Annotated in this window: 20 protein-coding genes; 10 read left to right on the forward strand and 10 right to left on the reverse strand. The window is 62.0% G+C overall.

Annotation, left to right across the window (positions count from 1 at the left end):
• Nucleotides 1-29 precede the first annotated feature (29 nt).
• The gene (gene oxc, locus ACIQ2A_RS11135) at nucleotides 30-1,760 is read right to left on the reverse strand and encodes an oxalyl-CoA decarboxylase (protein WP_398478912.1); all 1,731 of its coding nucleotides are present in this window, start codon (nucleotides 1,758-1,760) and stop codon (nucleotides 30-32) included.
• Between the two features lie 88 nt (nucleotides 1,761-1,848).
• Nucleotides 1,849-2,580, reverse strand: coding sequence for a GntR family transcriptional regulator (locus ACIQ2A_RS11140; RefSeq protein ID WP_398478914.1), 732 nt, complete (start codon nucleotides 2,578-2,580; stop codon nucleotides 1,849-1,851).
• 189 nt (nucleotides 2,581-2,769) lie between these two features.
• Here ACIQ2A_RS11140 and ACIQ2A_RS11145 point away from each other — a divergent pair, with 189 nt between their 5' ends.
• Nucleotides 2,770-4,932, forward strand: a complete 2,163-nt coding sequence (locus tag ACIQ2A_RS11145; protein ID WP_398478916.1) for an acetate--CoA ligase family protein — start codon at nucleotides 2,770-2,772, stop codon at nucleotides 4,930-4,932.
• 181 nt (nucleotides 4,933-5,113) lie between these two features.
• Here the strand turns inward: ACIQ2A_RS11145 and pncB are convergent, their stop codons facing one another.
• The 4 genes from pncB to ACIQ2A_RS11165 all read right to left on the reverse strand — a co-directional run bounded on the left by pncB (nucleotide 5,114) and on the right by ACIQ2A_RS11165 (nucleotide 9,212).
• The gene (gene pncB / locus ACIQ2A_RS11150) at nucleotides 5,114-6,415 is read right to left on the reverse strand and encodes a nicotinate phosphoribosyltransferase (RefSeq protein WP_398478918.1); all 1,302 of its coding nucleotides are present in this window, start codon (nucleotides 6,413-6,415) and stop codon (nucleotides 5,114-5,116) included.
• A gap of 241 nt (nucleotides 6,416-6,656) precedes the next feature.
• On the reverse strand, nucleotides 6,657-7,445 hold the full coding sequence (locus tag ACIQ2A_RS11155; protein WP_398478920.1) for an ABC transporter ATP-binding protein: 789 nt from the start codon (nucleotides 7,443-7,445) through the stop codon (nucleotides 6,657-6,659).
• Nucleotides 7,442-8,242 (reverse strand): ABC transporter permease, encoded by an 801-nt coding sequence (locus tag ACIQ2A_RS11160; RefSeq protein ID WP_398478923.1) that lies wholly within the window; start codon nucleotides 8,240-8,242, stop codon nucleotides 7,442-7,444. The genes ACIQ2A_RS11155 and ACIQ2A_RS11160 overlap by 4 nt, the downstream gene beginning before the upstream one ends.
• The gene (locus ACIQ2A_RS11165) at nucleotides 8,232-9,212 is read right to left on the reverse strand and encodes an ABC transporter substrate-binding protein (protein ID WP_398478925.1); all 981 of its coding nucleotides are present in this window, start codon (nucleotides 9,210-9,212) and stop codon (nucleotides 8,232-8,234) included. The genes ACIQ2A_RS11160 and ACIQ2A_RS11165 overlap by 11 nt, the downstream gene beginning before the upstream one ends.
• A gap of 201 nt (nucleotides 9,213-9,413) precedes the next feature.
• Between ACIQ2A_RS11165 and ACIQ2A_RS11170 the strand changes: the two genes are divergently transcribed.
• The 8 genes from ACIQ2A_RS11170 (at nucleotide 9,414) to ACIQ2A_RS11205 (ending at nucleotide 17,530) form a co-directional block, all read left to right on the forward strand.
• Complete coding sequence (locus tag ACIQ2A_RS11170; protein ID WP_398478927.1) at nucleotides 9,414-10,274, forward strand: alpha/beta fold hydrolase; 861 nt, start codon at nucleotides 9,414-9,416, stop codon at nucleotides 10,272-10,274.
• Between the two features lie 4 nt (nucleotides 10,275-10,278).
• A complete protein-coding gene (locus ACIQ2A_RS11175) occupies nucleotides 10,279-11,067 on the forward strand; it encodes an enoyl-CoA hydratase-related protein (protein ID WP_398478929.1) in 789 nt (262 codons plus the stop codon).
• A gap of 49 nt (nucleotides 11,068-11,116) precedes the next feature.
• Nucleotides 11,117-11,926, forward strand: coding sequence for an SDR family NAD(P)-dependent oxidoreductase (locus tag ACIQ2A_RS11180; protein ID WP_398478932.1), 810 nt, complete (start codon nucleotides 11,117-11,119; stop codon nucleotides 11,924-11,926).
• Nucleotides 11,927-12,203: 277 nt separating this feature from the next.
• Nucleotides 12,204-13,415 carry an ABC transporter substrate-binding protein gene (locus ACIQ2A_RS11185; RefSeq protein WP_398478934.1) on the forward strand — a complete coding sequence of 404 codons (1,212 nt, stop codon included), beginning with the start codon at nucleotides 12,204-12,206 and terminating at the stop codon, nucleotides 13,413-13,415.
• A gap of 209 nt (nucleotides 13,416-13,624) precedes the next feature.
• A complete protein-coding gene (locus ACIQ2A_RS11190) occupies nucleotides 13,625-15,511 on the forward strand; it encodes an ABC transporter permease (RefSeq protein WP_398478936.1) in 1,887 nt (628 codons plus the stop codon).
• On the forward strand, nucleotides 15,508-16,275 hold the full coding sequence (locus ACIQ2A_RS11195; RefSeq protein WP_398478938.1) for an ABC transporter ATP-binding protein: 768 nt from the start codon (nucleotides 15,508-15,510) through the stop codon (nucleotides 16,273-16,275). Before ACIQ2A_RS11190 ends, ACIQ2A_RS11195 begins: the two co-directional genes overlap by 4 nt.
• The gene (locus ACIQ2A_RS11200) at nucleotides 16,272-17,000 is read left to right on the forward strand and encodes an ABC transporter ATP-binding protein (RefSeq protein ID WP_398478941.1); all 729 of its coding nucleotides are present in this window, start codon (nucleotides 16,272-16,274) and stop codon (nucleotides 16,998-17,000) included. The genes ACIQ2A_RS11195 and ACIQ2A_RS11200 overlap by 4 nt, the downstream gene beginning before the upstream one ends.
• Nucleotides 17,001-17,071: 71 nt before the next feature.
• The gene (locus tag ACIQ2A_RS11205) at nucleotides 17,072-17,530 is read left to right on the forward strand and encodes a MarR family winged helix-turn-helix transcriptional regulator (RefSeq protein WP_398478943.1); all 459 of its coding nucleotides are present in this window, start codon (nucleotides 17,072-17,074) and stop codon (nucleotides 17,528-17,530) included.
• Between the two features lie 56 nt (nucleotides 17,531-17,586).
• Here ACIQ2A_RS11205 and ACIQ2A_RS11210 read toward each other — a convergent pair whose 3' ends face one another.
• The 4 genes from ACIQ2A_RS11210 to ACIQ2A_RS11225 all read right to left on the reverse strand — a co-directional run bounded on the left by ACIQ2A_RS11210 (nucleotide 17,587) and on the right by ACIQ2A_RS11225 (nucleotide 22,883).
• Complete coding sequence (locus ACIQ2A_RS11210; protein WP_398478945.1) at nucleotides 17,587-19,917, reverse strand: xanthine dehydrogenase family protein molybdopterin-binding subunit; 2,331 nt, start codon at nucleotides 19,915-19,917, stop codon at nucleotides 17,587-17,589.
• On the reverse strand, nucleotides 19,914-20,393 hold the full coding sequence (locus ACIQ2A_RS11215; protein ID WP_398478948.1) for a (2Fe-2S)-binding protein: 480 nt from the start codon (nucleotides 20,391-20,393) through the stop codon (nucleotides 19,914-19,916). Before ACIQ2A_RS11215 ends, ACIQ2A_RS11210 begins: the two co-directional genes overlap by 4 nt.
• 72 nt (nucleotides 20,394-20,465) lie before the next feature.
• Complete coding sequence (locus ACIQ2A_RS11220) at nucleotides 20,466-21,323, reverse strand: FAD binding domain-containing protein (protein ID WP_398478950.1); 858 nt, start codon at nucleotides 21,321-21,323, stop codon at nucleotides 20,466-20,468.
• 318 nt (nucleotides 21,324-21,641) lie between these two features.
• The gene (locus ACIQ2A_RS11225; protein ID WP_398478967.1) at nucleotides 21,642-22,883 is read right to left on the reverse strand and encodes an NAD(P)/FAD-dependent oxidoreductase; all 1,242 of its coding nucleotides are present in this window, start codon (nucleotides 22,881-22,883) and stop codon (nucleotides 21,642-21,644) included.
• Between the two features lie 313 nt (nucleotides 22,884-23,196).
• Between ACIQ2A_RS11225 and serA the strand changes: the two genes are divergently transcribed.
• Complete coding sequence (gene serA / locus ACIQ2A_RS11230) at nucleotides 23,197-24,450, forward strand: phosphoglycerate dehydrogenase (protein WP_398478969.1); 1,254 nt, start codon at nucleotides 23,197-23,199, stop codon at nucleotides 24,448-24,450.
• Nucleotides 24,451-24,652: the final 202 nt, after the last annotated feature.

A 24,652-nucleotide genomic window follows, 5' to 3' on the forward strand; every position in this document is an offset into this window, starting at 1 on the left:
CGGGGTCTCACGACCCCGCATGTTCAGAATTACTTCTTCTTGCTGAGAACGCTCTGCGGATTGAGGTTGCCGATGCGGCCGCTCTCGCTGCCGGCGGCGGGATCGATCACCGCATTGATGAGCGTCGGCTTGCCGGAATCCATCGCCTCGTTGACGGCGCGCTTGAGCTCGTCGGGCGAGGTGGCGTTCACGCCGACGCCGCCGAAGGCTTCCATCATCTTGTCATAGCGCGAGCCCTTGACGAAGACGGTGGGCGCGACATCGCTGCCGCCCGACGGATTGACGTCGGTGCCGCGATAGATGCCGTCATTGTTGAAGACGACGATGCAGACCGGGAGATTGTAACGGCAGATCGTCTCGACCTCCATGCCGCTGAAGCCGAAGGCGCTGTCGCCTTCGATGGCCAGCACCGGCTTGCCGGTCTCGACGGCGGCGGCGATGCAATAACCCATGCCGATGCCCATAATGCCCCAGGTGCCGACATCGATGCGCTTGCGCGGCTTGTACATGTCGACAATGCCGCGGGCGAGATCGAGCGTGTTGGCGCCTTCGTTGACGAGCATCGCATCCGGACGCTCGGCAATGATGGTGCGGAGAACGCCCAGCGCGCCGTGATAGTCCATCGGCGAGTTGTTGTTGCGCAGCTTCGGCGCCATTTTTGCGATGTTGTCATCGCGCTTGGTGGTGACGGCTGACATCCAGTCGCTCGACGCCTTCGTCCAGCTCTTGCCCATGCCATCGAGCAGGGCGGTCACGCAGGAGCCGATATCGCCGACCACGGGGGCGACGATCTCGACGTTGGAATCCATTTCCTTCGGCTCGATGTCGATCTGGATGAATTTCTTCGGTGCGTCGCCCCAGGCCTTGCCCTTGCCATGCGACAACAGCCAGTTGAGGCGGGCGCCGATCAGCAGGACGACGTCGGAGTCCTTCAGCACGGTGGAGCGCGCAGCGCCGGCGCATTGCGGATGGGTGTCGGGCAGGAGGCCCTTGGCCATGCTCATGGGCAGGAACGGAATGCCCGAGGTCTCGACCAGCGCCTTCACGGCGTCGTCGGCCTGCGCGTAAGCAGCGCCCTTGCCGAGAATGATCAGCGGCTTCTTCGCCGACTTCAGCACATCGAGTGCGCGCTTGATGGAGTCCGGAGCCGGGAGCTGCGCGGGGGCAGCGTCGATCACCTTGACCAGCGACTTCTTGCCGGCCTCGGCATTCATCACCTGGCCGAACAGTTTTGCGGGCAGATCGAGATAGACGCCGCCGGGACGGCCCGACACGGCCGCGCGGATGGCGCGGGCCAGGCCGATGCCGATGTCCTGCGCATGCAGCACGCGGAACGCGGCCTTGCACAGTGGCTTGGCGATCGCGAGCTGATCCATTTCCTCATAGTCGCCCTGCTGCAGGTCGACGATCTCGCGCTCGGACGAGCCCGAGATCAGGATCATCGGGAAGCAGTTGGTGGTGGCGTGCGCGAGGGCCGTGAGGCCGTTGAGGAAGCCCGGCGCCGACACGGTGAGACACACGCCCGGCTTCTTGGTGAGATAGCCGGCGATGGACGCGGCATAGCCTGCGGCCTGTTCGTGGCGGAAGGAGAGCACGCGAATGCCTTCAGCCTGCGCCATGCGGCCGAAATCGGTGATCGGAATGCCGGGGACGCCGTAGATCGTGTTCAGCCCGTTCAGCTTGAGGGCATCGATGATCAGATGGAAGCCATCTGTCAGGTCCTGTTCGGCTGAGGTGTCGATGCTGTGAACTGCGGACATTCCGCTCTCCCTGACGTTTCTGGACGCGTATGGTTGTTGGTCGATGCCGCGCGATGGTCTGCGCGACGGCGTTACGTAGACGATTGCCTCAAGTAAAAAGCTCTTGGCCGTGGGCCTCGACATAGGACGCAAGACCCAGCGTGTGGTCGCGCGCGCGCTTCTCGGCCAGTTCGGTGTCGCGCTCCTCGAGGGCCTCGATGATGGCGAGATGTTCGGGCAGGGAGGTCGCGGTGCGATCAACCCGGCCGATGGTGAGCTGGCGATAGCCGCGCACATGCAGCAGGATGTCGTTGGTCATGTCGATCAGCACGGGGCTTTCGCTGAGCGCAAGCACGGCCTGATGGAAGGCGATATTCGCCTTCGAATATTCCTCGACATGATCCTGCGGCAGGCGGTCCTTGCCGAAATCCTTGAAGAAGTCGCGCAGCGCCGAGATGTCCTTCTTGCGCGCGGTCGTGGTGATCAGCCGCGCGGCCATGCTTTCCAGCGCTGCCCAGGCGCGGATCATGTCGACGATCTCGGTCTTGGTCTTCCGCACCACTACGATCCCGCGACGCGGAACGGTCTTGACGAAGCCGTCCTGTTCCAGCATCGCGATGGCTTCGCGGATCGGTGTACGGCTGACGCCAAGGCGTTCGGAAAGGGCGCGCTCGTCGAGCATCACCGGATCCGGCGTCGTGTAGATGTCCATCTTGAGAATGGCTTCTTTCAAGGCTTCATAGGCCTTGGTCTTGAAGCTGGTCTCGGGTGCGATCCGAACGATCGCAAGGTCGGCCTCAGACATAATGGACGGCGCCTTGGTTGGTTTTCGCGTGGGCATGAATCATCTCCGGTCGGAGATGTCGTACCACAGAAACAACGTCCAGAATTTTTGGCATGCCAGATGCCAGCATGTCAAGCTGACCGCGATTTCAGCAATTTTGCGCTGCACCGCGCCTTGACTTTCGATTTTCTGGCATACCAAATGCCATCAATTCGTCCGCGTCAAGAAACGCAATGGGAGAAGGCCATGTCTCAATCGAATCTCGCCATCAAAGAAGCACCCGCCTCGGCGAAAGACGCCGTGCGAAAAGTGCTCGACGCCGTCAAGGCGGACAAGCGCACCAGCCTGACCGCGCCGGAAGGCAAGCTGGTCTGCGACGCCTATGGCATTCCTGTGCCGGGCGAGGGCGTTGCGACCTCCGCGGCCGATGCGGCGAAGCTGGCCAGCGGCATGGGCTTCCCGGTGGTGATGAAGATCGTTTCGCCGGACATTCTCCACAAGACGGAAGCGGGTGGCGTCATCGTCGGCGTCAAGACCGCCGAAGATGCGCAGAAGGCTTACGACACGATCCTGGCCAATGCCAAGAAGTACAAGGCCGATGCCAAGATAGAAGGTGTCCAGGTTCAGCAGATGCTGATGGGCGGCACCGAAGTGATCATCGGTTCGATCACCGACGGCTCGTTCGGCAAGCTCGTGGCCTTCGGCCTCGGTGGCGTACTCGTGGAAGTGCTCAAGGACGTCACCTTCCGTCTTGCGCCCGCCACCAATGATGACGCGCTGTCGATGCTCGACGGCATCCAGGCCGCCGAGATGCTGCACGGCGTGCGCGGTGGTGATCCCGCCAATCGCGAGGCGCTGGCCGATATCATCGTCAAGGTGTCGCAGCTCGTCTCGGATTTCCCGGAAATGGTTGAGCTCGATCTTAACCCGGTCTTCGCCACCAAGAAGGATGCGATTGCCGCCGACGTCCGCATCGTCGTCGATTTCGATTACAAGCCGCGTCCGGCGCCACGTGCGAAGGAAGAGATCGTTGCGGCGATGAACCGCATCATGATGCCGAAAGCCGTTGCCGTGATCGGTGCCTCTGCCGAAGACGGCAAGATCGGCAATTCGGTGATGAAGAACCTCATCAACGGCGGCTACAAAGGCGAGATCTATCCGATCCATCCGAAGGCCGACGAGATCATGGGCCGCAAGGCCTATAAGAGCGTCAAGGATGTGCCGGGTGTGATCGACACCGCGGTGTTCGCGATCCCTGCGAAATTCGTCGCCGGCGCGCTGATCGAGTGCGGCGAGAAGAAGATCCCGGGTGCGGTGCTGATCCCGTCGGGATTTGCCGAAGCCAATGAGCCTGCCTTGCAGGAAGAGATCGTCGAGATCGGCAAGAAATACGATGTTCGCCTGATGGGCCCGAACATCTATGGCTTCTATTACACGCCAGCCAATCTCTGCGCGACCTTCTGTACCGCTTACGATGTGAAGGGCTCGGCAGCGCTGTCGTCGCAGTCCGGCGGCATCGGCATGGCGATCATCGGTTTCTCGCGCTCGGCCAAGATGGGCGTCTCGGCCATCGTCGGTCTCGGCAACAAGTCGGATATCGACGAGGACGATCTGCTCGCCTTCTTCGAACAGGATCCGAACACCAACATCATCGCGCAGCATTGCGAGGATCTGAAGGACGGCCGCGCCTTTGCGGAAGCCGCCAAGCGTGTCTCCAAGAAGAAGCCTGTTGTCGTGCTGAAAGCAGGCCGCACCTCGGCCGGCGCCAAGGCCGCCTCGTCGCATACCGGCGCGCTGGCCGGCAATGACAAGATCTACGAGGACGTGCTGAAGCAGTCGGGCGTCATCCGCGCCCGCTCGCTGCGCCAGCTGCTCGAATTCGCCCGCGGCATTCCCGTGCTGCCGACGCCCAAGGGCGAGAACGTGCTGATCATCACCGGCGCCGGTGGTTCGGGCGTGTTGCTGTCGGACGCAGTGGTGGATAACGGCCTGTCGCTGATGACCATGCCGCCGGATCTCGATGCGGCCTTCCGCAAGTTCATCCCGCCCTTCGGTGCCGCCGGCAATCCCGTCGACATCACGGGTGGCGAGCCGCCGATCACCTATGTGAATACGGTGAAACTCGGTCTCGAGGATGAGCGCATCCATTCGCTGATCCTCGGTTACTGGCACACGATCGTGACGCCGCCGATGGTGTTTGCGAAGAACATGGTCGAGATCAAGAATGCGATGAAGGCCAAGGGCATCGACAAGCCGATCGTGGCGTCGCTGGCGGGCGATATCGAGGTCGAGGAGGCCGCGGAATATCTCTACCAGAACGGCATTCCGGCCTATGCCTATTCGACGGAGCTTCCGGTGGAAGTGCTGGGCGCGAAGTACAAGTGGGCGCGCGGGGCGGGGCTGCTGTAAGGCACGATCTGTAGCAATAAAAAAGAAACGCCGCTCGGGAAACCGGGCGGCGTTTTTTATTTCGACTGCAACTCAGTCTGTCATCACCCGCGAAAGCGGGTGATCCAGTACACACCGCCGCTATTGAGTTTACTGGATCGCCCGGTCAAGCCGGGCGATGACAGCGGAGAAGGGGAGGGAGCTACACAATCACCTTCTGCTCAGCCACGCCCTCGCGGCCAAAGATGCGCAGGTAGCGATCGATCTCTTCCTGGCTGCCGCCGGTCGTCTTCGCCGGATTATCCGACAGCTTCACCGCGGGCCGTCCATTGGCCGCGGTGATCTTGCACACCAGGCTGATCGGATCGAGCGTATCCAGCCCGCGCGGATGCGCGCCGCGGAAATCATTGGTGGCCATGGTGCCCCAGCCAAAGCTCTCGCGGATACGGCCGCGGAAACGCTGATGAAGGTCGATCATCAGGTCGACCTCGAGCCCGTCCGAGAACATCGCGCGCTTCTTGCGCGGATCCTCGCCGCGCATGGCGTACCAGGCGATGACTTCCTCGCCGGCAGCAACAGGCTCCTTGCTGTCCATGCGCATGCCCGTCCATTTCGACGCCCAGGCTGGGGCATCGCGCAGGAACTGGGTCATCCCAAAGGTGTCGGGCAGGATGATCAGCAATTCGCCATCATAGACTTCCTGCCATTTCGCCAGGACGTCATATTGGGCAGTCTTCAGCGCCTCGTCGCTGTCGGCGAGGCAGCCGAACACCATGGGCAGTTCGTGCGAATTGGTGCCGATGGCCTCGAACGAATGCTTGAAGGCGAGCAGGGCGTTCGAGGTGCCGACAAAGCTGCGACCGAGCTCATTGGCCATCGCATCGGTCACCCATTCCTGCCACAGAAAACCGTGGCGCCGGCGGGTGCCGAACTCGGCGAGCCGCATGTCCGGATAGGATTTCAGCTTTTTGATCTTGTTCCAGATCTTGGTCTTGGTCTGGGCGTAGAGAATGTCGAGTTCGAACTTGTCCAGCGACGCCATGGCGATGCGCGAGCGCAGCTCGCTGACAATGGCGAGCGCATAGATCTCCCACATGGTCACCGCAGCCCAATCGCCCTCGAAAGTGAGGACATACTGGCCATCCACGATTTCGAGGTGATAGTCCGGCAGGCGGAACGTGCGGAGATATTCGATATATTCCGGGCGAAAAATGTCGCGGCGGCCATAGAAGCGGTTGCCGGCGAGCCAGATCAACTCGTTCTCGCGGAAGGTGAGGGTGCGGGCGTGATCAAGCTGCGCGCGCAGAACGGCCTCAGGAATGATCTCCGCGAGGCGCACGCTCTTGGTGCGGTTGATCAGGCTGAAGGTGACGGGCACCTTCGGAAAGAGCATCCAGACGAACTGGTGCATCAGGAATTTATAGAAATCCGTGTCCAGCAGCGACCGGATGATCGGATCGAGCCGATAATTGTGGTTATGGACCCGGGTGGCGAAATCCATCATGGCAACGCCACTCCCCAAAACATGCCTGTCACGGCATTTATCCTTGCGCGGCCTGGCCGCAGCTACGACGCAGATTACGTAAATTTGCGTATCTGCGGGTCGAAAGGATGTCAACGGAATGGCTGAATCCGGAATCCGCAAGCGGTGGTTGCGGATGAGGATGTAGGATGGGTTGAGCGGAGCGAAAACCCATCAACACCACGCGCAGGACTTGGTGGGTTTTCGCTCCGCTCAACCACCCCTACGATCGGCGTTTCAATCGCTCGTCCGGAGCATTGCCCTGCAATGTGCTCTGGATCGCGGAACGCAGCAGGAGGTGGTCGCTGCGGTCCCAGTCCTTCATCCGGATATCCGCCAGCAGCGCCGCCGACTTGCCGAACACCACGATACGGTCGCCGACCGACATGGCTTCCTCGAGCTGATGCGTGATCAGGATCGCTGTGGAGCGGAATTCGCGGGCGAGATCGACGAAGGTTTGGCGCAGGTCATTGGCCGTCACCTCATCGAGCGCACTGAAGGATTCATCGGCCAGCAGGATCTCCGGCTGCACCGCGAAAGCCCGCGCGATGGCCACGCGCTGCCGCATGCCACCCGAGAGTTCGCGCGGATAGGCATTGGCAAAGTTCTCAAGGCCCAGCCGCTTGAGCCAGAACATCGCGCGCTCCTGCTGCACGTCATCGGCAATGCCGATCAGTTCGAGCGGAAGCTTGACGTTGTCGAGCGCCGAGCGCCACGGAAACAGCCGGTCCTGTTGGAAGATCGTCGCGATCTTGCCGCGAAAGTCATTGAAGTCGTCATAGGGCGTCTTGCTGCCGATGGTGATGCTCCCGGCAGTTGGATGCTCCAGGCCAATCAGTAGATCGAACAAGGTCGACTTGCCGCAACCGGTCTTGCCGACAATGGCAACGAGTTCACCGGGCGCGATGTGGAGCGTGAGCTGATCGATGGCGACGATGGATTCGCCCGTCGTCGTCTGCCGAAACACCTTTTGCAGTCCTGCGATTTCGATAGGGGCGGATGCGCCGGTCATGCGCGCCACCTCAGCACACGGGTTTCGAGCTGCACGATCAGGGCTTCGAGCAGGAACAGCAGGACGACGAGCACAAATGTCCAGGCGAAGACATCGGCCACAGAGAACAGCTCCTGCGCCACCGACAGGCGATGCCCGATCCCGGTGACGGCGCCAACGAGTTCGGCAATCGTGACGACGCGGATGGCAAGGCTGAGCGTGATTTTCCAGCTGGTGAGGATGCCCGGCGTGATCGCCGGCAGTATCAGCTTGGTGAAGAACTGGAATTGGGTGGGGCGGAAGGAGCGGATCATCTGTTTCAGGTCGCGCGAGACCTCACGCATATTGTCGAGCGCATCCACGGTGAAGACCGGCGCGCAGACCACGACCAGCACGAAGACGATACGGAATTCGACGCCCTTGAACCAGAGCACGGCGAACAGGATCCAGGACACGACGGGCACCGCCATCAGGATGCGCACCATCGGCCGGAGATAGCGCTCGACGCTGTCGGACAGATACATCAGCATGGCAACGAAGATGCCGATGATGAAGGAGACAAACAGCGCCAGCAGCACGCGGCCCAGCGTCACGGCGACATCGATCGGCGTGATCTTCATGAGGCTTTCGGCGATCCGGCCGAGGCCGGGGATCGCGAAAGCGGGAATGCCAAGCGACGGCGCCAGATAGGACATGATCTGCCAGACCGCCGCGAACAGCACGATCGAGATGATCGTCTCGCGCGGCAGGCTTGGCATCATCGGTGGGCGACGCGGCTCTTCGAACGGCGTTGCGGTGCGTGCCTCGTCAGGGGGCATAGATGATCGCGTCGTCAGGCAGTTTTGGATGGAAGCCCGCGGCGACCGCGCGCTCGAACGTATCCCAGATGCTCTTCTTCTCCGCTGCGTCCCATGCCGGCCGCGCGTCGAAGACCCAACGCTTGGCGTGGACCGCCTCTTTCAAGATGCCTGGCGGAAGTTTTACGGTCTCGACGGCGATCTTGTCGGCGCCATCGGGATCGGTATGCAGATATTTGGTGACATCCGCGAGCGCTGCGACGAATTGCTTCGGCGCATTGGCGTTCTTCTTGATGGTGTCCTCGCGCATGGCATAGACGAGCTCCCAGCCCGTCACACCGGCCATCTCCTTCCACGCGTCATTGGCGTTGAAGATGATCTTCAGGCTCGGATCTTCCTTCATCATCATGGTGGCAATCGGCTCGATGATCATCGCCGCATCGACGCGCGCCGCTGCCAGCTGTGCGCGGGCAACGGCGAAATTTGCGCTGACCAGGGTCATGTCCTTACTGAGGTCGATGCCTTTGGATTTCGCGTAGATCGACAGGATCTGGAATTGTCCGCTGCCCATGTCGGCGGCGAGCTGCTTGCCCTTGAGGTCGGCGATCGACTTGATGGCGGGATCCTTGGCGATGATCACTAGGTCCGCCAGCGTCGCGCCGGTGGCGACGATGCGCAGCGGGACGCCTTCGAGGCGGAGCTTCTGGAAGTAGGTGGGGCCGCCGATCAGCGTGTCGATTTCGCCGGTGGCGAGGCCTGCATAGTAAGCGGAGAAGGATGGATAGGTCTGCACCTCGGCTTCAAATCCATGCTTGGTATCGAATTTCTGCGCCTTCATGATGTTGACGATGATCGGCGCAAAGACCGGAAGCGTCAGGCTGCCGACGCGGATTTTTGGAAGTGCCTGCGCCGATGAAATTCTGATCGATGTCGTGCCTAGCAGTGTAGCAGCGGTGCTCAAGGTAAAGGCGCGTCGCGAAAGTCCGGTCATGAACATCTCCCCGAAAACGTGGTGGCAAACGTTGTTGGCGCGTAGCTTTTCGATCTCGTCATGCGGCAGTGCGGCATTCATTTGTAAGCAAACGATATGCCAAAATTACATTCACTAAATCCTCTTGCTCAGTTGGAATAACGCTACTAGCATTTTGTATGTGCGCAAATGAAATCTGCTCTTAGCTTGCAGGAGGCGAACATGCCGCACCTCACGACGCCGGACGGGACGAAGCTCTATTATGAGGAGGTCGGCACCGGGAGTCCTGTGATTTTCGTGCACGAATATGCGGGCGATTACCGCACCTGGGAGCCGCAGCTGCGTTACTTCGCGCGCTCCTATCGCTGCGTGACCTATAGTCAGCGCGGCTATCCGCCATCAGATGTGCCGACGGATCCAATAAAATACGGACAGGATATCGCGCGTAACGATGTGATCGCGCTGATGGACGGCCTTGGCATCGAGAAGGCGCATATTGTCGGCCATTCGATGGGGGCATCGACGGCGCTCCATGTCGGTATTCATTATCCCGATCGTTGCCTGTCGGTAACGGCCGCGAGCTGCGGCTATGGCTCAAGCCCCGATCCGGCCTTTGTCGAGCAGGGTCGGGCGGCCTCGCGCGAAACCGCAAAGATGTTCGAGACGGTGGATTGGCCAGAGGCGGCAGCGCGTTATGCCGACGGTGCGACGCGGCAGACCCATAAGAACAAGGACCCGCGCGGTTTTGCGGAATTCGCAAAGATGCTAGCGGATCATTCGCCGGTCGGTCACGCGCTCACCATGCGCGAGTTGCAGGCCAAGCGCCCGATGCTGTGGGAGATGAGGCCGCAGCTCGAGACATTCACGCTGCCGCTGCTGATCATCGTCGGCGACGAAGACGACTGGTGCCTTGATCCCAGTATCTTCCTGAAGCGGACGGTGCCGACAGCGGGCCTGCTTGTGCTGCCGCGTGCCGGTCACACGATCACGAGCGAGGAGCCGGCGGCTTTTAACGCTGCGCTTGCTGAACTCTTCCCGGCGGCCGAGTCCGGTCGCTGGATGTCGCACCGGCCGGCGGTCTGATCCGATGGCAGCGCCCGGCGATATCACCATCGATATTGCAGACGGCATCGCGACGCTGCGGCTTGCCAATCCGGCGCGCCGCAATGCGATCTCCACGGTGATGTGGAACAAGATCGGCGCCTTCGCCCAGCAGGTCGCGACGCGCAAGGATGTCCGCGTCGTCATCATCCGCGGCGAGGGTGAGGAGATGTTCTCGGCGGGCGCCGATATCTCCGATTTCGCGACGGCGCGATCAGGGGAAGGCAATGCGCGCGCTTATGACGATCTCGTCGAAAACACCTGCTTGGCCATCGAGGCAATCCCGCAGCCGACCATCGGTGTGATCTTCGGTGGCTGCATGGGTGCCGGCTCGTCGGTTGCCGCAAGCTGCGACATGCGGATCGCTGCGTCGGATGCGTTCTTCGCTGTCCCGGCCGCGAAACTTGGCCTCGGTTATGATCCGCGAGGGATCACAAGATTTATTCGCGTCTTTGGTGCAGGTGCGACGCGTCAGGTGCTGTTCACTGCGGATCGGTTGCCGGCATCGCGGGCCTATGAGCTCGGCGCCGTGCACATCCTGGCCGCGAAGGACGAGGTGTCGGCGCTCGCCGCAGGACTTGCGCAAAAGATTGCCGTTAACGCGCCGCTGACGATCAAGGCCGCCAAGGCCGCGATCCGTGCGTTGACCACCAGCAATGCCGATCTCATGGCTGAGGCCTGGCGCTTCTACGCCGATGCCGATGCCAGCGCCGACTACGTCGAAGGCCGGCTCGCCTTCGCCGAGAAGCGGCTCCCGCGTTTTACCGGGAGCTGACACCACCGACCGCTCGATTTCCTCTCTTCCAACCCAGAAGGACGATCTCATGGACCTCCAGCTCAAAGGCAAATGCGCTCTCATCACCGGTGGCAGCGAGGGTATCGGCAAGGGCATCGCCATGACGCTGGCGAAAGAGGGCGTCAATGTCGCCATCTGCGCCCGGCGCATCGAGCCGCTGGAAAAGACCGCCGAGGAAATCCGAAGCGCGACCGGCGTGACGGTCGTCGCGATCGCTGCCGATCTGACCAAGGATGCGGATGCCAAGAATTTCGTCGAGACCGCCCACAAAAAACTCGGCGCCATCGACCTGATGATCAACAATGCCGGCTCGGCGCCGGGCGGCGTCATCGAGACGCTGACCGAGGCCGATTGGGAGCAGGCACTGCAGCTCAAATTCATGGGTTATGTGCGCTGCCTGCGCTACGCGCTGCCGATCATGGTCAAGCAGGGCGGCGGCCGCGTGGTCAATCTGATCGGCAATGATGGCGTCAAGCCATCCTATTGGGAAATCGCGCCGGGTGCGGCCAATGCCGCTGGACAGAACATGACCCTGTCGCTCGCCGGACAATATGGCCGCCACAACATCTCGTTCTGCGCCGTGAACCCCGGCCCGGTGCGCACCGAGCGTTGGGCGGGACTGGTCAACGCCATGTCGCGCGACATGAAGATTTCCTATGAGGAGGCCGACAAGCTGGCGCCGGCCTCGATCCCGCTCGGCCGTATCGCCGAGGTCGAGGAGGTCGCCAATCTCGTGGTGATGCTGGCGTCGCCGCTGGTGCAGATGGCCAATGGCACCATGATCGAGATCGACGGTGGCCAGGACAAGGCGCTGATGGATCGCTTCCGCGACCGCTAGTCGCGGCACATACGCGGCGACGTTGATTTCGCCGCCGCGTGCTGCTTTGTCTACGCCTTCGAGTCACGCGCCGCATGCTGCGCGTGATCAAAACTTCAGCGACATGCACGGCATGTTGCTGTAAGTGCAGCCTTGACAAGAAAATGGGTGGGCCGGACTATTTGCGTACAAACTAATTCGCGCGTCAGTCGACGACACCACCAACACCTGATCTTCACAGACTTCATCTGTCGCAATCGCTGATCACACATATGTGGATCATAACGGGAGTTCGATCATGATTACGGCTCGTACACTCGGTTCTCTCGCCATTGCCGGCGCCATGGCGCTCGCATGCGGTCGGACTGCCTCGGCGCAGGACACGATCAAGATCGGCGAACTCAACAGCTACAAGACGCAGACCGCTTTCCTTGACCCTTACAAGAAGGGATGGGAGCTCGCGATCGAAGAGATCAATGCGAAGGGCGGCGTGCTTGGCAAGAAGCTGGAAGTCATTTCGCGCGATGACGGTTCTTCGCCCGGCGATGCGGTGCGTGTCGCCGAGGAACTGGTGACGCGCGAAGGGGTCAACATTCTCGCCGGTACTTTTCTGTCGAATACCGGTCTCGCGGTGACGGAATTCGCCGGCAAGAAGAAAGTGTTCTTCCTCGCCGCCGAGCCGCTGACCGACAAGATCACCTGGCAGAACGGCAACCGCTACACGTTCCGCCTGCGTGCCACGACCTATATGCAGGTCGCCATGCTGGTGCCCGAGGCGCTGGCGGCGAAGAAGAAGCGCTGGGCGCTGGTCTATCCGAATTATGAATACGGCCAAGCCGCAGCCGCGACCTTCAAGGAGATGATGAAGGCCAAGCAGCCCGATATCGAATTCGTCAGCGAGCAGGCGCCCCCGCTCGGCAAGGTCGATGCCGGTGCGGTCGTGCAGGCGATCGACGACGCCAAACCCGATGCGATCTTCAACGTGTTGTTCGGTGCGGACTTTTCCAAGCTGGTGCGCGAAGGCGGCACGCGCGGCGTGTTCAAGGATCGCACGGTCGTGAGCGTGCTGTCCGGCGAGCCTGAATATCTCGATCCGGTGAAGGAGGAAGCACCGGTTGGCTGGATCGTCACTGGCTATCCCTGGGACAAGATCAAGATCCCTGAGCACGCGACATTCCTGGCCGCCTATCAGAAGAAGTACAACGACTATCCGCGCCTGGGATCGATTGTCGGCTATGCCACCATGAAGTCGCTTGCCGCCGGTATCGCCAAGGCTGGCTCGACGGACACTGAAAAGCTCATCACGGCCTTCCGCGGTCTCGCTGTCGATGGTCCGTTCGGTCCGTTCACCTATCGCGCCAGTGATCATCAGGCGACGGCCGGCGCCTTTGTCGGCAAGATCGCGCTGGAGAACGGCAAAGGGACCATGAGCGACATCAAATATGTCGATGGTGCCAGCGTGCTGCCGAGCGACGACGAAGTGAAGAAGCTTCGTCCGGCTGCTGAGTAAGGCACCGAGCCGATGGTCGCTTGCTCCGCTGTCGTCCCCGCGAAAGCGGGGACCCATACCCTCCGACGCCGTGGTCGGGACGAGACAGGGGTAGCCCGCGCCGCGCCGCCGGCTGCGACGGTGGCTATGGGTCCCCGCTTTCGCGGGGACGACAGCGGTGTGTTAATCGCCGACGTCGTTCCTCCCGCCATGCGGCGAGAGAGTCTGCAATGAATCTGAACGCGTTCGTTTTCCAGGCGATCAACGGTCTGTCGGCGGCATCAGGCCTGTTCCTGGTCGCCGTCGGCCTGTCGCTGATTTTTGGTGTCACCCGGATCGTCAATATCGCCCACGGCTCCCTCTATATGCTGGGGACCTATATCGCCTACAGCCTCGCCACCAAGATCGGTGGCGCGCTCGGCTTCTGGGGCGGAATCGTGCTGACCGCTATTCTGGTCGGCATTCTCGGTGCCATCATCGAAGTCCTGCTGCTCCGGCGCATCTATCGCGCGCCCGAGTTGTTCCAGTTGCTCGCGACATTTGCGTTGGTGCTTGTCTTCAATGACGCAGCGCTATGGCTCTGGGGGCCGGAAGATCTGCTCGGCCCGCGCGCGCCGGGGCTGAAGGGATCGATCGAAATCTTGGGGCGACGGCTACCCACTTACGACATCTTCCTGATCGTCGTCGGCCCCGTTGTCCTGTTGTTGCTTCACATGGCCCTGTCGAAGACCCGCTTTGGCCGCTTGATGCGGGCGGCGACGCAGGATCGCGAAATGGTCGGCGCGCTCGGCGTCAATCAGGCGATGTTGTTCACCGGCGTGTTTGCGCTCGGCGCGATGCTCGCCGGTCTCGGTGGCGCGCTGCAGATCGCCCGCGAGCCAGCGACATTGACGACGGACATGAATGTCATCGGCGACGCCTTTGTGGTGGTGGTGGTCGGCGGCATGGGCTCGATCACCGGCGCCTATGTGGCCGCCGTGTTGATCGCCGAAGTGAAGGCGCTGTGCATCGCGCTCGGCATTGTCGATTTTGGCCTGTTCACCGTCAACTTCTCCAAGATGACGCTGGTTGCCGAATTCCTGGTGATGGCCATCGTGCTGATCGCGCGACCTTACGGCTTGCTCGGTCGCGAGCAGGGCGTCGTGCGCAGCGTCGCCGAGCCTGAGGAGCCGATGCGCCCGGCGACGACCGCGGTGAAGATCGGCGGCCTCATCGCGCTGGTCGTGCTGATCTGCATGCCGCTGATCGCCAAGAGCTCGCCTTATACGCTGGTGCTCGGCATCGACGTGTTGATCGCGGTTCTGTTTGCCACCAGCCTGCATTTCATCATGGGGCCGGGCGGCATGCATTCATTCGGCCATGCCGCCTATTTCGGTCTCGGTGCCTATGGTGCGGCTTTGCTGGTAAAGTGGTTCGCGGCGCCTATGGGGCTCGCTTTGTTGTCGGCACCGTTGGTGGCACTTGTCGGTGCGCTGCTGTTTGGCTGGTTTGCAGTGCGCCTGTCTGGCGTCTATCTCGCAATGCTGACGCTGGCTTTTGCGCAGATCGTGTGGGCGGCCGTGTTTCAGTGGGAAACGCTCACCGGCGGCTCCAATGGCGTGCTTGGCGTGTGGCCATCGGCACCATTCGAGAGCCGTCCGATGTTCTATTATCTCACGCTGGCGCTCGCGGTTATCGGCGTGTTCCTGATCCGGCGTTTTCTGTTCTCGCCGTTCGGCTATGCCATGCGGGCAGGGCGTGACTCGCCGTTGCGCGCTGAGGCGATCGGGCTCGACGTCAAACGCATCCATTGGCTGGCCTTTGCCATCGCCGGCTGTATCTGCGGCGTTGCCGGTGGACTGTTCGCCTTTGCCAAGGGATCGATCTCGCCAGAGACGATTGCCGTCAGCCGGTCCATTGACGGCTTGGTGATGGTGCTGCTCGGTGGGCTGCAGACATTGACTGGCCCGATCGTCGGCGCCTCGGTCTTTGCCGTGCTTCAGGACAGCGTCATGCGCTCGACCGAATACTGGCGCGCGCTGCTCGGCGGCGTCATTCTTCTGCTTGTGCTGGCATTCCCGGCCGGTATCGTTGGTGGCCTCTCCAAGCTATTTACGCGTCGGAGGTCTGCGCCATGAGCGATCTCAGCATTCGGCAGCTGTCAAAATCCTTCGGCGGCGTGCGCGCCGTCAACGATGTGTCCTTCGAGATCAAGCGTGGAGAATTCCTCGCGCTGATCGGGCCAAACGGTGCCGGCAAATCCACCTGCTTCAACATGATCAATGGCCAGTTGCCACCGGATTCTGGTGAGATCTGGTTCGAGGGCAACCAACTCAACGGCCGCAAGCCGCGCGACATCTGGCGGCTCGGCATCGGCCGCACATTCCAGGTGGCGGCGACGTTCAACTCCATGACTGTCATCGAAAACGTGCAGATGGCGTTGCTCTCGCATACGAACAAGATCTATCGGCTGTGGCGGCCGGCCGGCGCGCTGCATCGTGAGCAGGCGCTGGAACTGCTGGCCCAGGTCGGCATGCAGGATGCCGCCGATCGCCCGAGCCGCGAACTCGCCTATGGCGACGTCAAACGCGTCGAACTCGCCATTGCGCTCGCCAATGATCCGCGCCTGCTGCTGATGGACGAGCCCACCGCCGGCATGGCCCCGAAGGAGCGCAACGATCTGATTGCGCTGGTGAAGCGGCTGGTGATCGAGCGCGGCATCTCGGTGCTGTTCACCGAGCATTCCATGGACGTCGTCTTCGCCTTTGCCGATCGCATCATCGTGCTGGCGCGCGGCAAACTGATTGCCGACGGCGATGCCAGATCGATCCGCGACAATCCGCAGGTGCAGGAAGTCTATTTCGGCACCGGCAAAACCTTCAAGGCGGAGGCGCGGGCATGAGCACGCCGATGCTGACAGTCGAGAACCTCCGCGCCTCCTATGGCGCCGCGCAGATCCTCTACGACCTCGGTTTCGAGGTCGGCCGCGGGGAAGTTGTGGCCTTGATGGGCCGCAACGGCGCCGGCAAGACCACCACCATGAAAGCTGTCATGGGCCTGATGGCGCAATCCGCCGGCAAGATCGCGTTCGACGGGCACGACATCTCCGGCCGGCAGCCCTATGAGATCGCGCGACTGGGCCTCGGCTTCGTCCCCGAAGATCGCCGCATCTTTTCGGATCTCACGGTTCTGGAAAATCTCGACATCGGCCGCCAGCCGCCGCGCAAATTCAGCGATGGCATTGATGCGCCCCTATGGACCGAGCAAAAGCTGCTCGCATTGTTTCCGAATCTCGGCGAGATGCCGAACCGGCCGGGCGGGCGCATGAGCGGCGGCGAGCAGCAGATGCTCACCGTGGCGCGGACGCTGATGGGCAATCCGCTGCTGATCCTGCTTGACGAGCCATCGGAAGGCGTGGCGCCCGTGATCGTCGAGATGATGGCCAACACCATTCTCGAACTGAAAAAGGCCGGCGTTTCGATCCTGCTTTCGGAGCAGAACGTCCATTTCGCCGAACTGGTGTCGGATCGCGCCTATGTGCTCGAAAAAGGTCAAATTCGATGGAATGGGACCATGGCGGAGCTGGCGGAGAACGTTGATATCCAACGCGCTTACTTGACCGTCTAGCGATCAAAACTTGGTCTGTTCCTGCTGACGCGGATCATTCATAGTTGGCGTCTGAGGTCGGGACCGTTGTGATGCAGAAATCGGGCAAAGTGAAGCCGCCAGCCAGCGCCGAGGTCCCGGGCGGCTATGAGCTTGACGCGCAGGTTGGCTTTCTGCTCCGTGTCGCCATGCAGCGCCACACCTCGATCTTCATGTCCAACATGGTGGATGAACTCACGCAGACGCAGTTTGCCGTCATGGCGAAGCTGAATGAAGTCGGGCCGTGCTCGCAAAATCATCTTGGCCGTCTGGTCTATCTCGATGCCGCCACCATCAAGGGCGTGGTGGATCGTCTCGGATTGCGCGATCTCGTTGCCACCGGAGCCGATCCCAATGATCGCCGTCGCCGCGCGGTATCGCTGACGGAGAAGGGCAGCCGTGTGGTGGAAGCCGCGATTGGCGTTGCGGCGGATGTCACCGCCAAGACGCTGCGGCCACTGACGGTCGATGAGCAGCGGACGCTGACAAGGTTGCTGAAGAAGATCACGTAGGGCGGATGAGCGCAGCGTAATCCGCCGTTCTTCGCCACACGCACTCGGCCGGCGGATTACAGCTTCGGTTCATTCGCCATAAGACTATTGATCAGTTCCTTCACCCGCTGCGGCGACACCGGCAGCTTCGTGATCGCGCCGGGCAGGCCAAGCGCGTCGTCAATAGCTGCAGCGATCGCGGCACCGACCGCATTCGCTCCGCCTTCGCCAGCACCCTTCAACCCCATCGGATTGAGCGGGCTCGGCGCATCTTCGGTGATGATGACCTCGACATCAGGCACCTCGCGCGCCGTCGGCATGAGATAGTCTGCAAACGTCACCGCGAGCGGTTCGCCGCGGTCATCATAGCTGAACTCCTCATACAGCGCGCCGCCGAGACCCTGTGCGACACCGCCAACGATCTGGCCTTCCACCAGCATCGGATTGATCGCCTTTCCGATATCATAGGCGACGAGATAACGCTCGACCAGCACGCCCCCGGTGTCGCGGGCCAGCGAGACCACGGCGACGTGGACGCCGTAAGGGTAGGTCATGTGCTTCGATTCGAACGATGCTTCGGCGAACAAGCCGGGTACGTTGTCGCCCACGTGATTGCTGCCGGGCGCGAGCGCCTTGGCGATCTCTGCCAGTGACATTGACGGGCCGGTGCTGCCATCGAGGCGGATGATCTCGCCATCGACGATGTCGAGCTGATCGGCAGGGAGCTGCATCAGCTCCGCTGCGGCGGCAAGGGCCTTGTCGCGCAGTTTCAGTGCCGCCTGCCGCGTGGCTTCGCCGGTCATGACCGAAACGCGCGAAGCGAAAGCGCCGAGGCCGCGGGCGATGCGATCGGTCTGGCCGTGGATGACACTGACGGTGTCATAGCTGACGCCCAGCTTCTCCGCGCAGATCTGCGCGATGACGGTCTCGACACCCTGGCCAACCGAGGCGGTGCCAGTGACGACCTCCACCTTGCCGTCGATACCGACCGTGATGCACACGTCGTCAAACGGGCCGAGGCCACTTTTCTCCACGAACATGCCGATGCCCGCGCCGACCAGTTCGCCAGCCTTTCGTCGTTCGGCGATCTGCGCCTGCAAGGGGGCCCAGCCAATGCCGTCCAGCGCCGTGTCGAGCAGTTTTGCATAGTCGCCGGAGTCCAGCACGATATCGGTGCCGAGCGTCTCCAGCGCGCGCGTGAACGGCATCTCGCCGGTCGGGATCAGGTTGCGGCGGCGCACCTCGACGCCATCGATACCGACCTTCGCGGCAACGGCATCGAGCAGGCGCTCGCGCACAAAGGTGCTTTCATAGCGGCCGGGGGCGCGATAGGTGCCACCGGGAGTCTTGTTGGTCAGCCGGATATGGCCGCGGGCACGATAGGCGGGAATGCGATAAGGGCCGGGCAGCATCGCTGCGGTAAGGTCCGGTACCGTGGCGGCATGCGTCCGCATATAGCCGCCCTGATCATGGAAGAATTCGTCATCGATGGCGAGGATGTTGCCGTCTCTGTCGATGGCGGCCCGGATGTAATGGGTCTGCTGGCGCGAATGATTGGCGGCGATCAGGTGCTCGCGGCGGTCCTCGATCCATTTCACCGGGCGGCCGAGACGAAGTGCGGCGAGGCAGACCAGCACGTCTTCGGGATACATCTCGCCGCGAATGCCAAAACCGCCGCCAACATGGCCTTCGAAGAGATTGGTGTTAGCCGCCGTGCGGCCGAACATCTTTGCCAGCTGGTCGCGATTCCAGTGCGGCACCTTGGCGGCGCCATACATTTCCAGCATGTCGGTCTCGACGATGTAACGCCCGATCGCGCCGCGCGTTTCCATCGGTACGCCGGAATGGCGTCCGATGGACAGCGCGAGATCGATGACGGCATCGGCACTGGCAAAAGCTGAATCGAGATCGCCGTAACTCTTCTCGATCAGCGCCGTCTCGGTGTGCAGGCCGTCGCGGAATTCGCCGATGTCGCCATCCGCCTGCAGGATGACCGGCAGTTCCTCGATCTCGACTGCCACATGCTCGGCAGCATCCTCGGCCAGGTAAGGATCTTCGGCGAACACAACGGCGACGGGATCGCCGACATAGCGGACCTTGTCTTTCGCCAGGATGGTCTGTCGATAGGCGGCGAGTTGTTCGAGACGGGTGAGGCGGAAGTCGATCGGCGGAATGTCGGCGACGTCCTGGAAGCTCCATGCGGCGACAACGCCGGCGATCGCGAGGGCAGGGGCGAGATCGACGGAGACGATGCGGCCATGCGCATAGGTCGAACGGACCACGCGCATATAGAGCTGGTTTGGGAAATTGATGTCGGCGGCGAACCTGCCTTGCCCGCGCAGCAATGGCCCGTCTTCCTTGCGGGTGACGGATTGGCCGATCAGCGCCGGCTTGGCTGATGCGCTCACGATTGCCGCATCTCGATGGCTGCAGCGCGCACCGCCTTGATGATGTTCTGATAGCCGGTGCAACGGCATAGATTCGATGACAGCACATCGACGAGATCGTGGTCGGAAATATCCGGCTCGCGCTCCAGCACGCCGACAGCGAGCATCAGGAAGCCCGGCGTGCAGAAGCCGCATTGCAGGCCGTGATTGTCCATGAAGGCGCGCTGCATCGCATGCATTTCGTCGCCTTTGGCGAGCCCTTCCACGGTGCGGATCTGCCGGCTATCCGCCTGTTGCGCGAACATCAGGCAGGAGCGCACCGGCTCGCCATCCACCAGCACCGTGCAGGCGCCACAGACGCCGTGCTCGCAGCCGATATGGGTGCCGGTCTGGCCGCACTCCTCGCGGATCGCATCGGCCAGCGTGCGCCGGGCCTCGACGCGGATCGCATGCGCCTTGCCATTGATGGTGAGGGTGATGTCGCTCTTCTCGGTCATGGCAGTTTCCCGCAGTTGCGGACGGATCGGTCGGTACCGATCCCTTGGTATGGTCGGTCTTTCCTTGCATGGTCATTGCTGCGCGTGTTCGAGAGCACGCCGGGTGACGGCGCGGACGAGGTCGCGGCGATAGTCGGCGGTGGTCTGGATATCCTCCACGGGATCGACGGCCCGCGCGGCCGCTTCGCCAGCTGCAACGAACAGGTCGGGCGAGGGCGCCTGTCCGTTCAACACCTCTTCGGCTTCGGCGATCCGCCGCGCGCGATCTTCGGCGCCGCCGAGGCCGACGCGGGCATCACGGATCTTGCCATCCACTACGCGATAGGTGACCAGCGCCGCCGCCATGGCAAAATCGCCTGCGCGACGGCTGAACTCATAGAAGCCGAATTTTGTATCAGGTGCCAGCAGCGGTAGCCGCGCTTCGGCGAGAAACTCGTCTTCCTGTAGCGCTGTCGTCATGATGCCTTCGAGGAAGTCATCGATTGGCACGATGCGTTCACCACGCACGCTTTTCACCACCAGCTCTGCACCGAGCGTCGCCGATACCAGGCACCATTCCGATGATGGATCGGCATGCGCCAGGCTGCCGCAAAAGGTGCCGCGCATGCGGATCGGGTAATGCGCGATATGGCGGGCGACATAAGCCAGCAACAGCCCGAGCGGGCCGTCGATCACCGGCTTGTGGAAGGCGCCGTGGCGCACCCGCGCGCCGATCGAGAGATGATCGCCGTGCACAATGAGACGATCGATCCCTTCGACTTCATTGATATCGATCAAATGTGCCGGCCGTGCCATGCGAAAGGCCATGATTGGCACAAGGCTCTGCCCGCCGGCGAGAATACGACCGTCCTGCGGTGCATATTCGGCCAGGGCGCTCACGACTTCGTCCATCGTGCGGGGAACGTGGCGAGTAAACGACGCCGGTTTCATCCGACCAACCCCATAAGGAGCGTCAAGAGATCACTTGTATGCTAACAATCGTCTCTTCCTTGTCAATCAGCGCGGATGCTGGAAACCGCGGCGATTATCGCCTGCGAATGCGTAGTGCTCAATGATGTCAGCGATGCTGCGCTGCGATTAGAGCTGTTTCGGATTGAGATAGATCATGGCGGCTCCGGCCGTCATTGCGACGACGCAATCCAGTTCGTGACTCTGGATTGCCGCGTCGCTTCGCCAAGGGAAAGCCGAAGCCTTTCCTGACCTCGCAATGACGACTTGTGGGTCTGCTCAGTCCAAAACAGCTCCAGCTCAGGCGGGAACGTCACGGTCGAGGGCAAAATCGTCGAGGAGTTGCGAGTGTTCGCCGGTGATAAGATCGCCGAGCAATTGCGCGGCCATGTAGCTGAAGGTGATGCCGTTGCCGCCATAGCCGTATGCAGCATACAGGTTTTGATGCTTCGGCACCGGGCCGATCAGCGGCAGCCCGTCACGCGTCGTATCGAATGTGCCGGCCCAGCGATGCGTGACGTTGAGCTCGGCGCGGGGCCAGAGCGCTGCTAGCCGCTGACGCAGTTTGTCAGCTTTATCCGCAATCAGCGCATCGCGCGCATCCGGCGCGATGATCTCGTCGCTGTCCTCGCCGCCGATGATGATGCGGCCCGACCGCGTGGTGCGCGCATAGAGATAGTCCTTGCTGTCCTCCCAGATCAGTACGCCGTCGCGCCAGAGCCGGTCCGGTTGTGGCGAAGTCGCAATCGCCCAGCTCGACGAGGGTGATTGCACTTTCGTCGCCACGATGTCGGGCATCACATAACCGGTAGCGAGGATGACGTGACGAGCCTCGATCACGCGACCGTCGCTTGTCGTGACACCGACGCTGTGGGGCGCGGACTCGTAGCGCAACGCCTCCGCTTCATAGAACCGCCCACCACGGCTATGGGCGATGTTCAGCAAGCCGATGGCCATCTGCATCGGATCGCAATCAGCGGAGTTCGGCGACACGATCGCTCCGGCGCGCGTGATCTCATAGGCACCGAACAGGGCGCGGTGATCGAGAAACGTGCCGGGCAGCCCCGCACGCGCGCGCAACATCTGCTCGGTGATGAGACTGCTCGCGTCCTCACCGGCGGCAAGATAGAGCGACGACTTTGTCCGCATATCGCAGGGCAGATCGAGATCGCGCATCAGCGATTGCAATCCGCCGACGGCATTGAAACTGGCGCGATAGGCGCGCGCGGCGCGCTCGAAACCATAAAGCTCGGTCAATTCACTCAGCGAGCGATCGATTTCCCACAGCAGCATCGCCGTGCTTGCCGCGGTGCTGCCATAGCCCGGCAATTCGCGGTCCAGCAGAACCACGTCGAGCCCTTGCCGCGTCAGCCGTTCGGCCATCAGCGCACCGGTGATGCCGCAGCCGACGATCAGTGCGTCGCAGCTTGTGTTTTCGGTGAGAGGATGCCGGGCGGGGCGGGGGAGTTTGGCGAACCAGGGCGAGCGTCCGCCATGCAGGTCGTCCTGGTCGGTGGTATCGGGATCGAGGTCGGAAATGATGGCACCGCGGGTTGGGGTGTGATGGTCAGAGAGAGCGGCTGACAATGCCGGGGAGCGTGTTCCGGTTCCGCGACGGGCCTGCGACTCTCCGGGCGACCACAAGGCCTCCGGCATGCCACTGGACGGCAGTCAAAAATTCTTATTTTTCAATTTGTTGCATGCCCTCTTGGCATGGCGGCGATGGCCGGATTAAAGATGCGGCCAAATCGAACCAGCGTCTGGCGTCCGACCCCGCCGGAGCCCCCAAAGGGCCACCGTTGCTTCGTCGTTTTCAACTGCCCTGCAAAGGACACCGCCCGTGTCGAAGACCGCCATGCCCGCCCCGCAGCTTTCGCTTCCGAAGGACAAGATCAAGATCCTTCTGCTCGAGGGCGTCAATGACAGCGCCGTCGAGCTGATCGATGTGGCCGGCTACACCAATGTGACGCGCCTGACCAAGGCGCTGGGCGGCAGCGAGCTGAAGGAAGCCCTCAAGGGCGTGCATCTGCTAGGCATCCGCTCGCGCACCCAGATCACCCAGGATGTGCTGGACGCCGCCGATCGCCTGATCGCCATCGGCTGCTTCAGCGTCGGCACCAATCAGGTCGATATCGATGCGGCCCGCCGCAGCGGCGTGCCCGTCTTCAACGCGCCGTTCTCCAACACCCGCTCGGTGGCCGAACTCGTGGTCGGTGAGATCGTGATGCTGTTCCGCCGCATCGTCGATCGCTCGGTCGCAGCCCATGACGGCAAATGGGACAAGTCGGCCACCAACAGCCACGAAGTCCGCGGCAAGACGCTGGGCATCGTCGGCTACGGCAATATCGGCTCGCAGCTCTCCAACCTTGCCGAAGCGTTTGGCATGAAGGTGATCTATTACGATCACACCGATCGTCTCCGTCACGGCAATACCGAGCCGGTGGCGACGCTGCAGGAGCTGATGGCGCAAAGCGACGTGGTCAGCATGCATGTACCGGAAACCCCGGCCACTCAGGGCATGATCGGCAAGACCGAATTCTCCTGGATGAAGGACGGCGCGTTTTTCATCAATAACAGCCGCGGCACGGTGGTCGATCTCGACGCGCTGGCCGAAGCGCTCCGCAGCGGCAAGCTACGCGGCGCCGCGGTGGACGTCTTCCCGGTGGAGCCGAGCTCCAACCAGGAGAAATTCGTCACCCCGCTGCAGGGCCTTCCCAATGTGTTGCTGACCCCGCATGTGGGCGGCTCCACGGAAGAAGCACAGGAGCGCATTGGCGCCGAAGTCGCGCGAAAGCTGATCGACTACAGCGACACCGGTTCGACCGTGGGCGCTGTCAACTTCCCGCAGGTCCAGCTCCCGCCGCGCCCACAAGGCACGCGCTTCATCCAGGTCCAGCGCAACGTGCCGGGTATGCTCGGCCGCCTCAACGAAGTGCTGGCCCGCCACTCCGTGAACATTGCCGCGCAATATTACGAGACCAACAACGATGTCGGTTATGTCGTGCTCGATGCGGATGCATCGGCCGCCGACAGCCAGCGCGTGCTGGAAGACATCCGGGGGCTTGACGGCACGATCCGCGCGCGATTGCTCTACGAATACAAGGATTGAGTGAGCGCCACCGCGGTGCAGGCGCATCGGCAGGCCGGTGACGATGAGGCCCGCTCGACGTGACGAGCGATGCGTTAGCTTTTGGGAATGTGACGCCTAGCCGGCAAACCAGGGCATTGCTTCGGCTGTCACGCCGACAATAAGCACGGCTCCGTAGATCACGGCGCAGATGAATTCGAATTGTCTAGCCATATGGCGCTCC

The sequence above is a fragment of the Tardiphaga sp. genome, from assembly GCF_044336785.1.
Classification (GTDB): Bacteria; Pseudomonadota; Alphaproteobacteria; order Rhizobiales; family Xanthobacteraceae; genus Tardiphaga.

Excerpts from the sequence above, each read along its gene's own strand:
- ACIQ2A_RS11205 (WP_398478943.1), top strand. The coding sequence starts at position 17,072 with ATGCAGAAATCGGGCAAAGTGAAGCCGCCAGCCAGCGCCGAGGTCCCG.
- pncB (WP_398478918.1), bottom strand. The coding sequence starts at position 6,415 with ATGATGGATTTCGCCACCCGGGTCCATAACCACAATTATCGGCTCGAT.
- ACIQ2A_RS11165 (WP_398478925.1), bottom strand. The coding sequence starts at position 9,212 with ATGACCGGACTTTCGCGACGCGCCTTTACCTTGAGCACCGCTGCTACA.
- ACIQ2A_RS11180 (WP_398478932.1), top strand. The coding sequence starts at position 11,117 with ATGGACCTCCAGCTCAAAGGCAAATGCGCTCTCATCACCGGTGGCAGC.
- ACIQ2A_RS11200 (WP_398478941.1), top strand. The coding sequence starts at position 16,272 with ATGAGCACGCCGATGCTGACAGTCGAGAACCTCCGCGCCTCCTATGGC.
- ACIQ2A_RS11215 (WP_398478948.1), bottom strand. The coding sequence starts at position 20,393 with ATGACCGAGAAGAGCGACATCACCCTCACCATCAATGGCAAGGCGCAT.
- oxc (WP_398478912.1), bottom strand. The coding sequence starts at position 1,760 with ATGTCCGCAGTTCACAGCATCGACACCTCAGCCGAACAGGACCTGACA.
- ACIQ2A_RS11170 (WP_398478927.1), top strand. The coding sequence starts at position 9,414 with ATGCCGCACCTCACGACGCCGGACGGGACGAAGCTCTATTATGAGGAG.
- ACIQ2A_RS11195 (WP_398478938.1), top strand. The coding sequence starts at position 15,508 with ATGAGCGATCTCAGCATTCGGCAGCTGTCAAAATCCTTCGGCGGCGTG.
- ACIQ2A_RS11155 (WP_398478920.1), bottom strand. The coding sequence starts at position 7,445 with ATGACCGGCGCATCCGCCCCTATCGAAATCGCAGGACTGCAAAAGGTG.
- ACIQ2A_RS11140 (WP_398478914.1), bottom strand. The coding sequence starts at position 2,580 with ATGCCCACGCGAAAACCAACCAAGGCGCCGTCCATTATGTCTGAGGCC.
- ACIQ2A_RS11160 (WP_398478923.1), bottom strand. The coding sequence starts at position 8,242 with ATGCCCCCTGACGAGGCACGCACCGCAACGCCGTTCGAAGAGCCGCGT.
- ACIQ2A_RS11175 (WP_398478929.1), top strand. The coding sequence starts at position 10,279 with ATGGCAGCGCCCGGCGATATCACCATCGATATTGCAGACGGCATCGCG.
- ACIQ2A_RS11185 (WP_398478934.1), top strand. The coding sequence starts at position 12,204 with ATGATTACGGCTCGTACACTCGGTTCTCTCGCCATTGCCGGCGCCATG.
- ACIQ2A_RS11190 (WP_398478936.1), top strand. The coding sequence starts at position 13,625 with ATGAATCTGAACGCGTTCGTTTTCCAGGCGATCAACGGTCTGTCGGCG.
- serA (WP_398478969.1), top strand. The coding sequence starts at position 23,197 with ATGCCCGCCCCGCAGCTTTCGCTTCCGAAGGACAAGATCAAGATCCTT.
- ACIQ2A_RS11220 (WP_398478950.1), bottom strand. The coding sequence starts at position 21,323 with ATGAAACCGGCGTCGTTTACTCGCCACGTTCCCCGCACGATGGACGAA.
- ACIQ2A_RS11145 (WP_398478916.1), top strand. The coding sequence starts at position 2,770 with ATGTCTCAATCGAATCTCGCCATCAAAGAAGCACCCGCCTCGGCGAAA.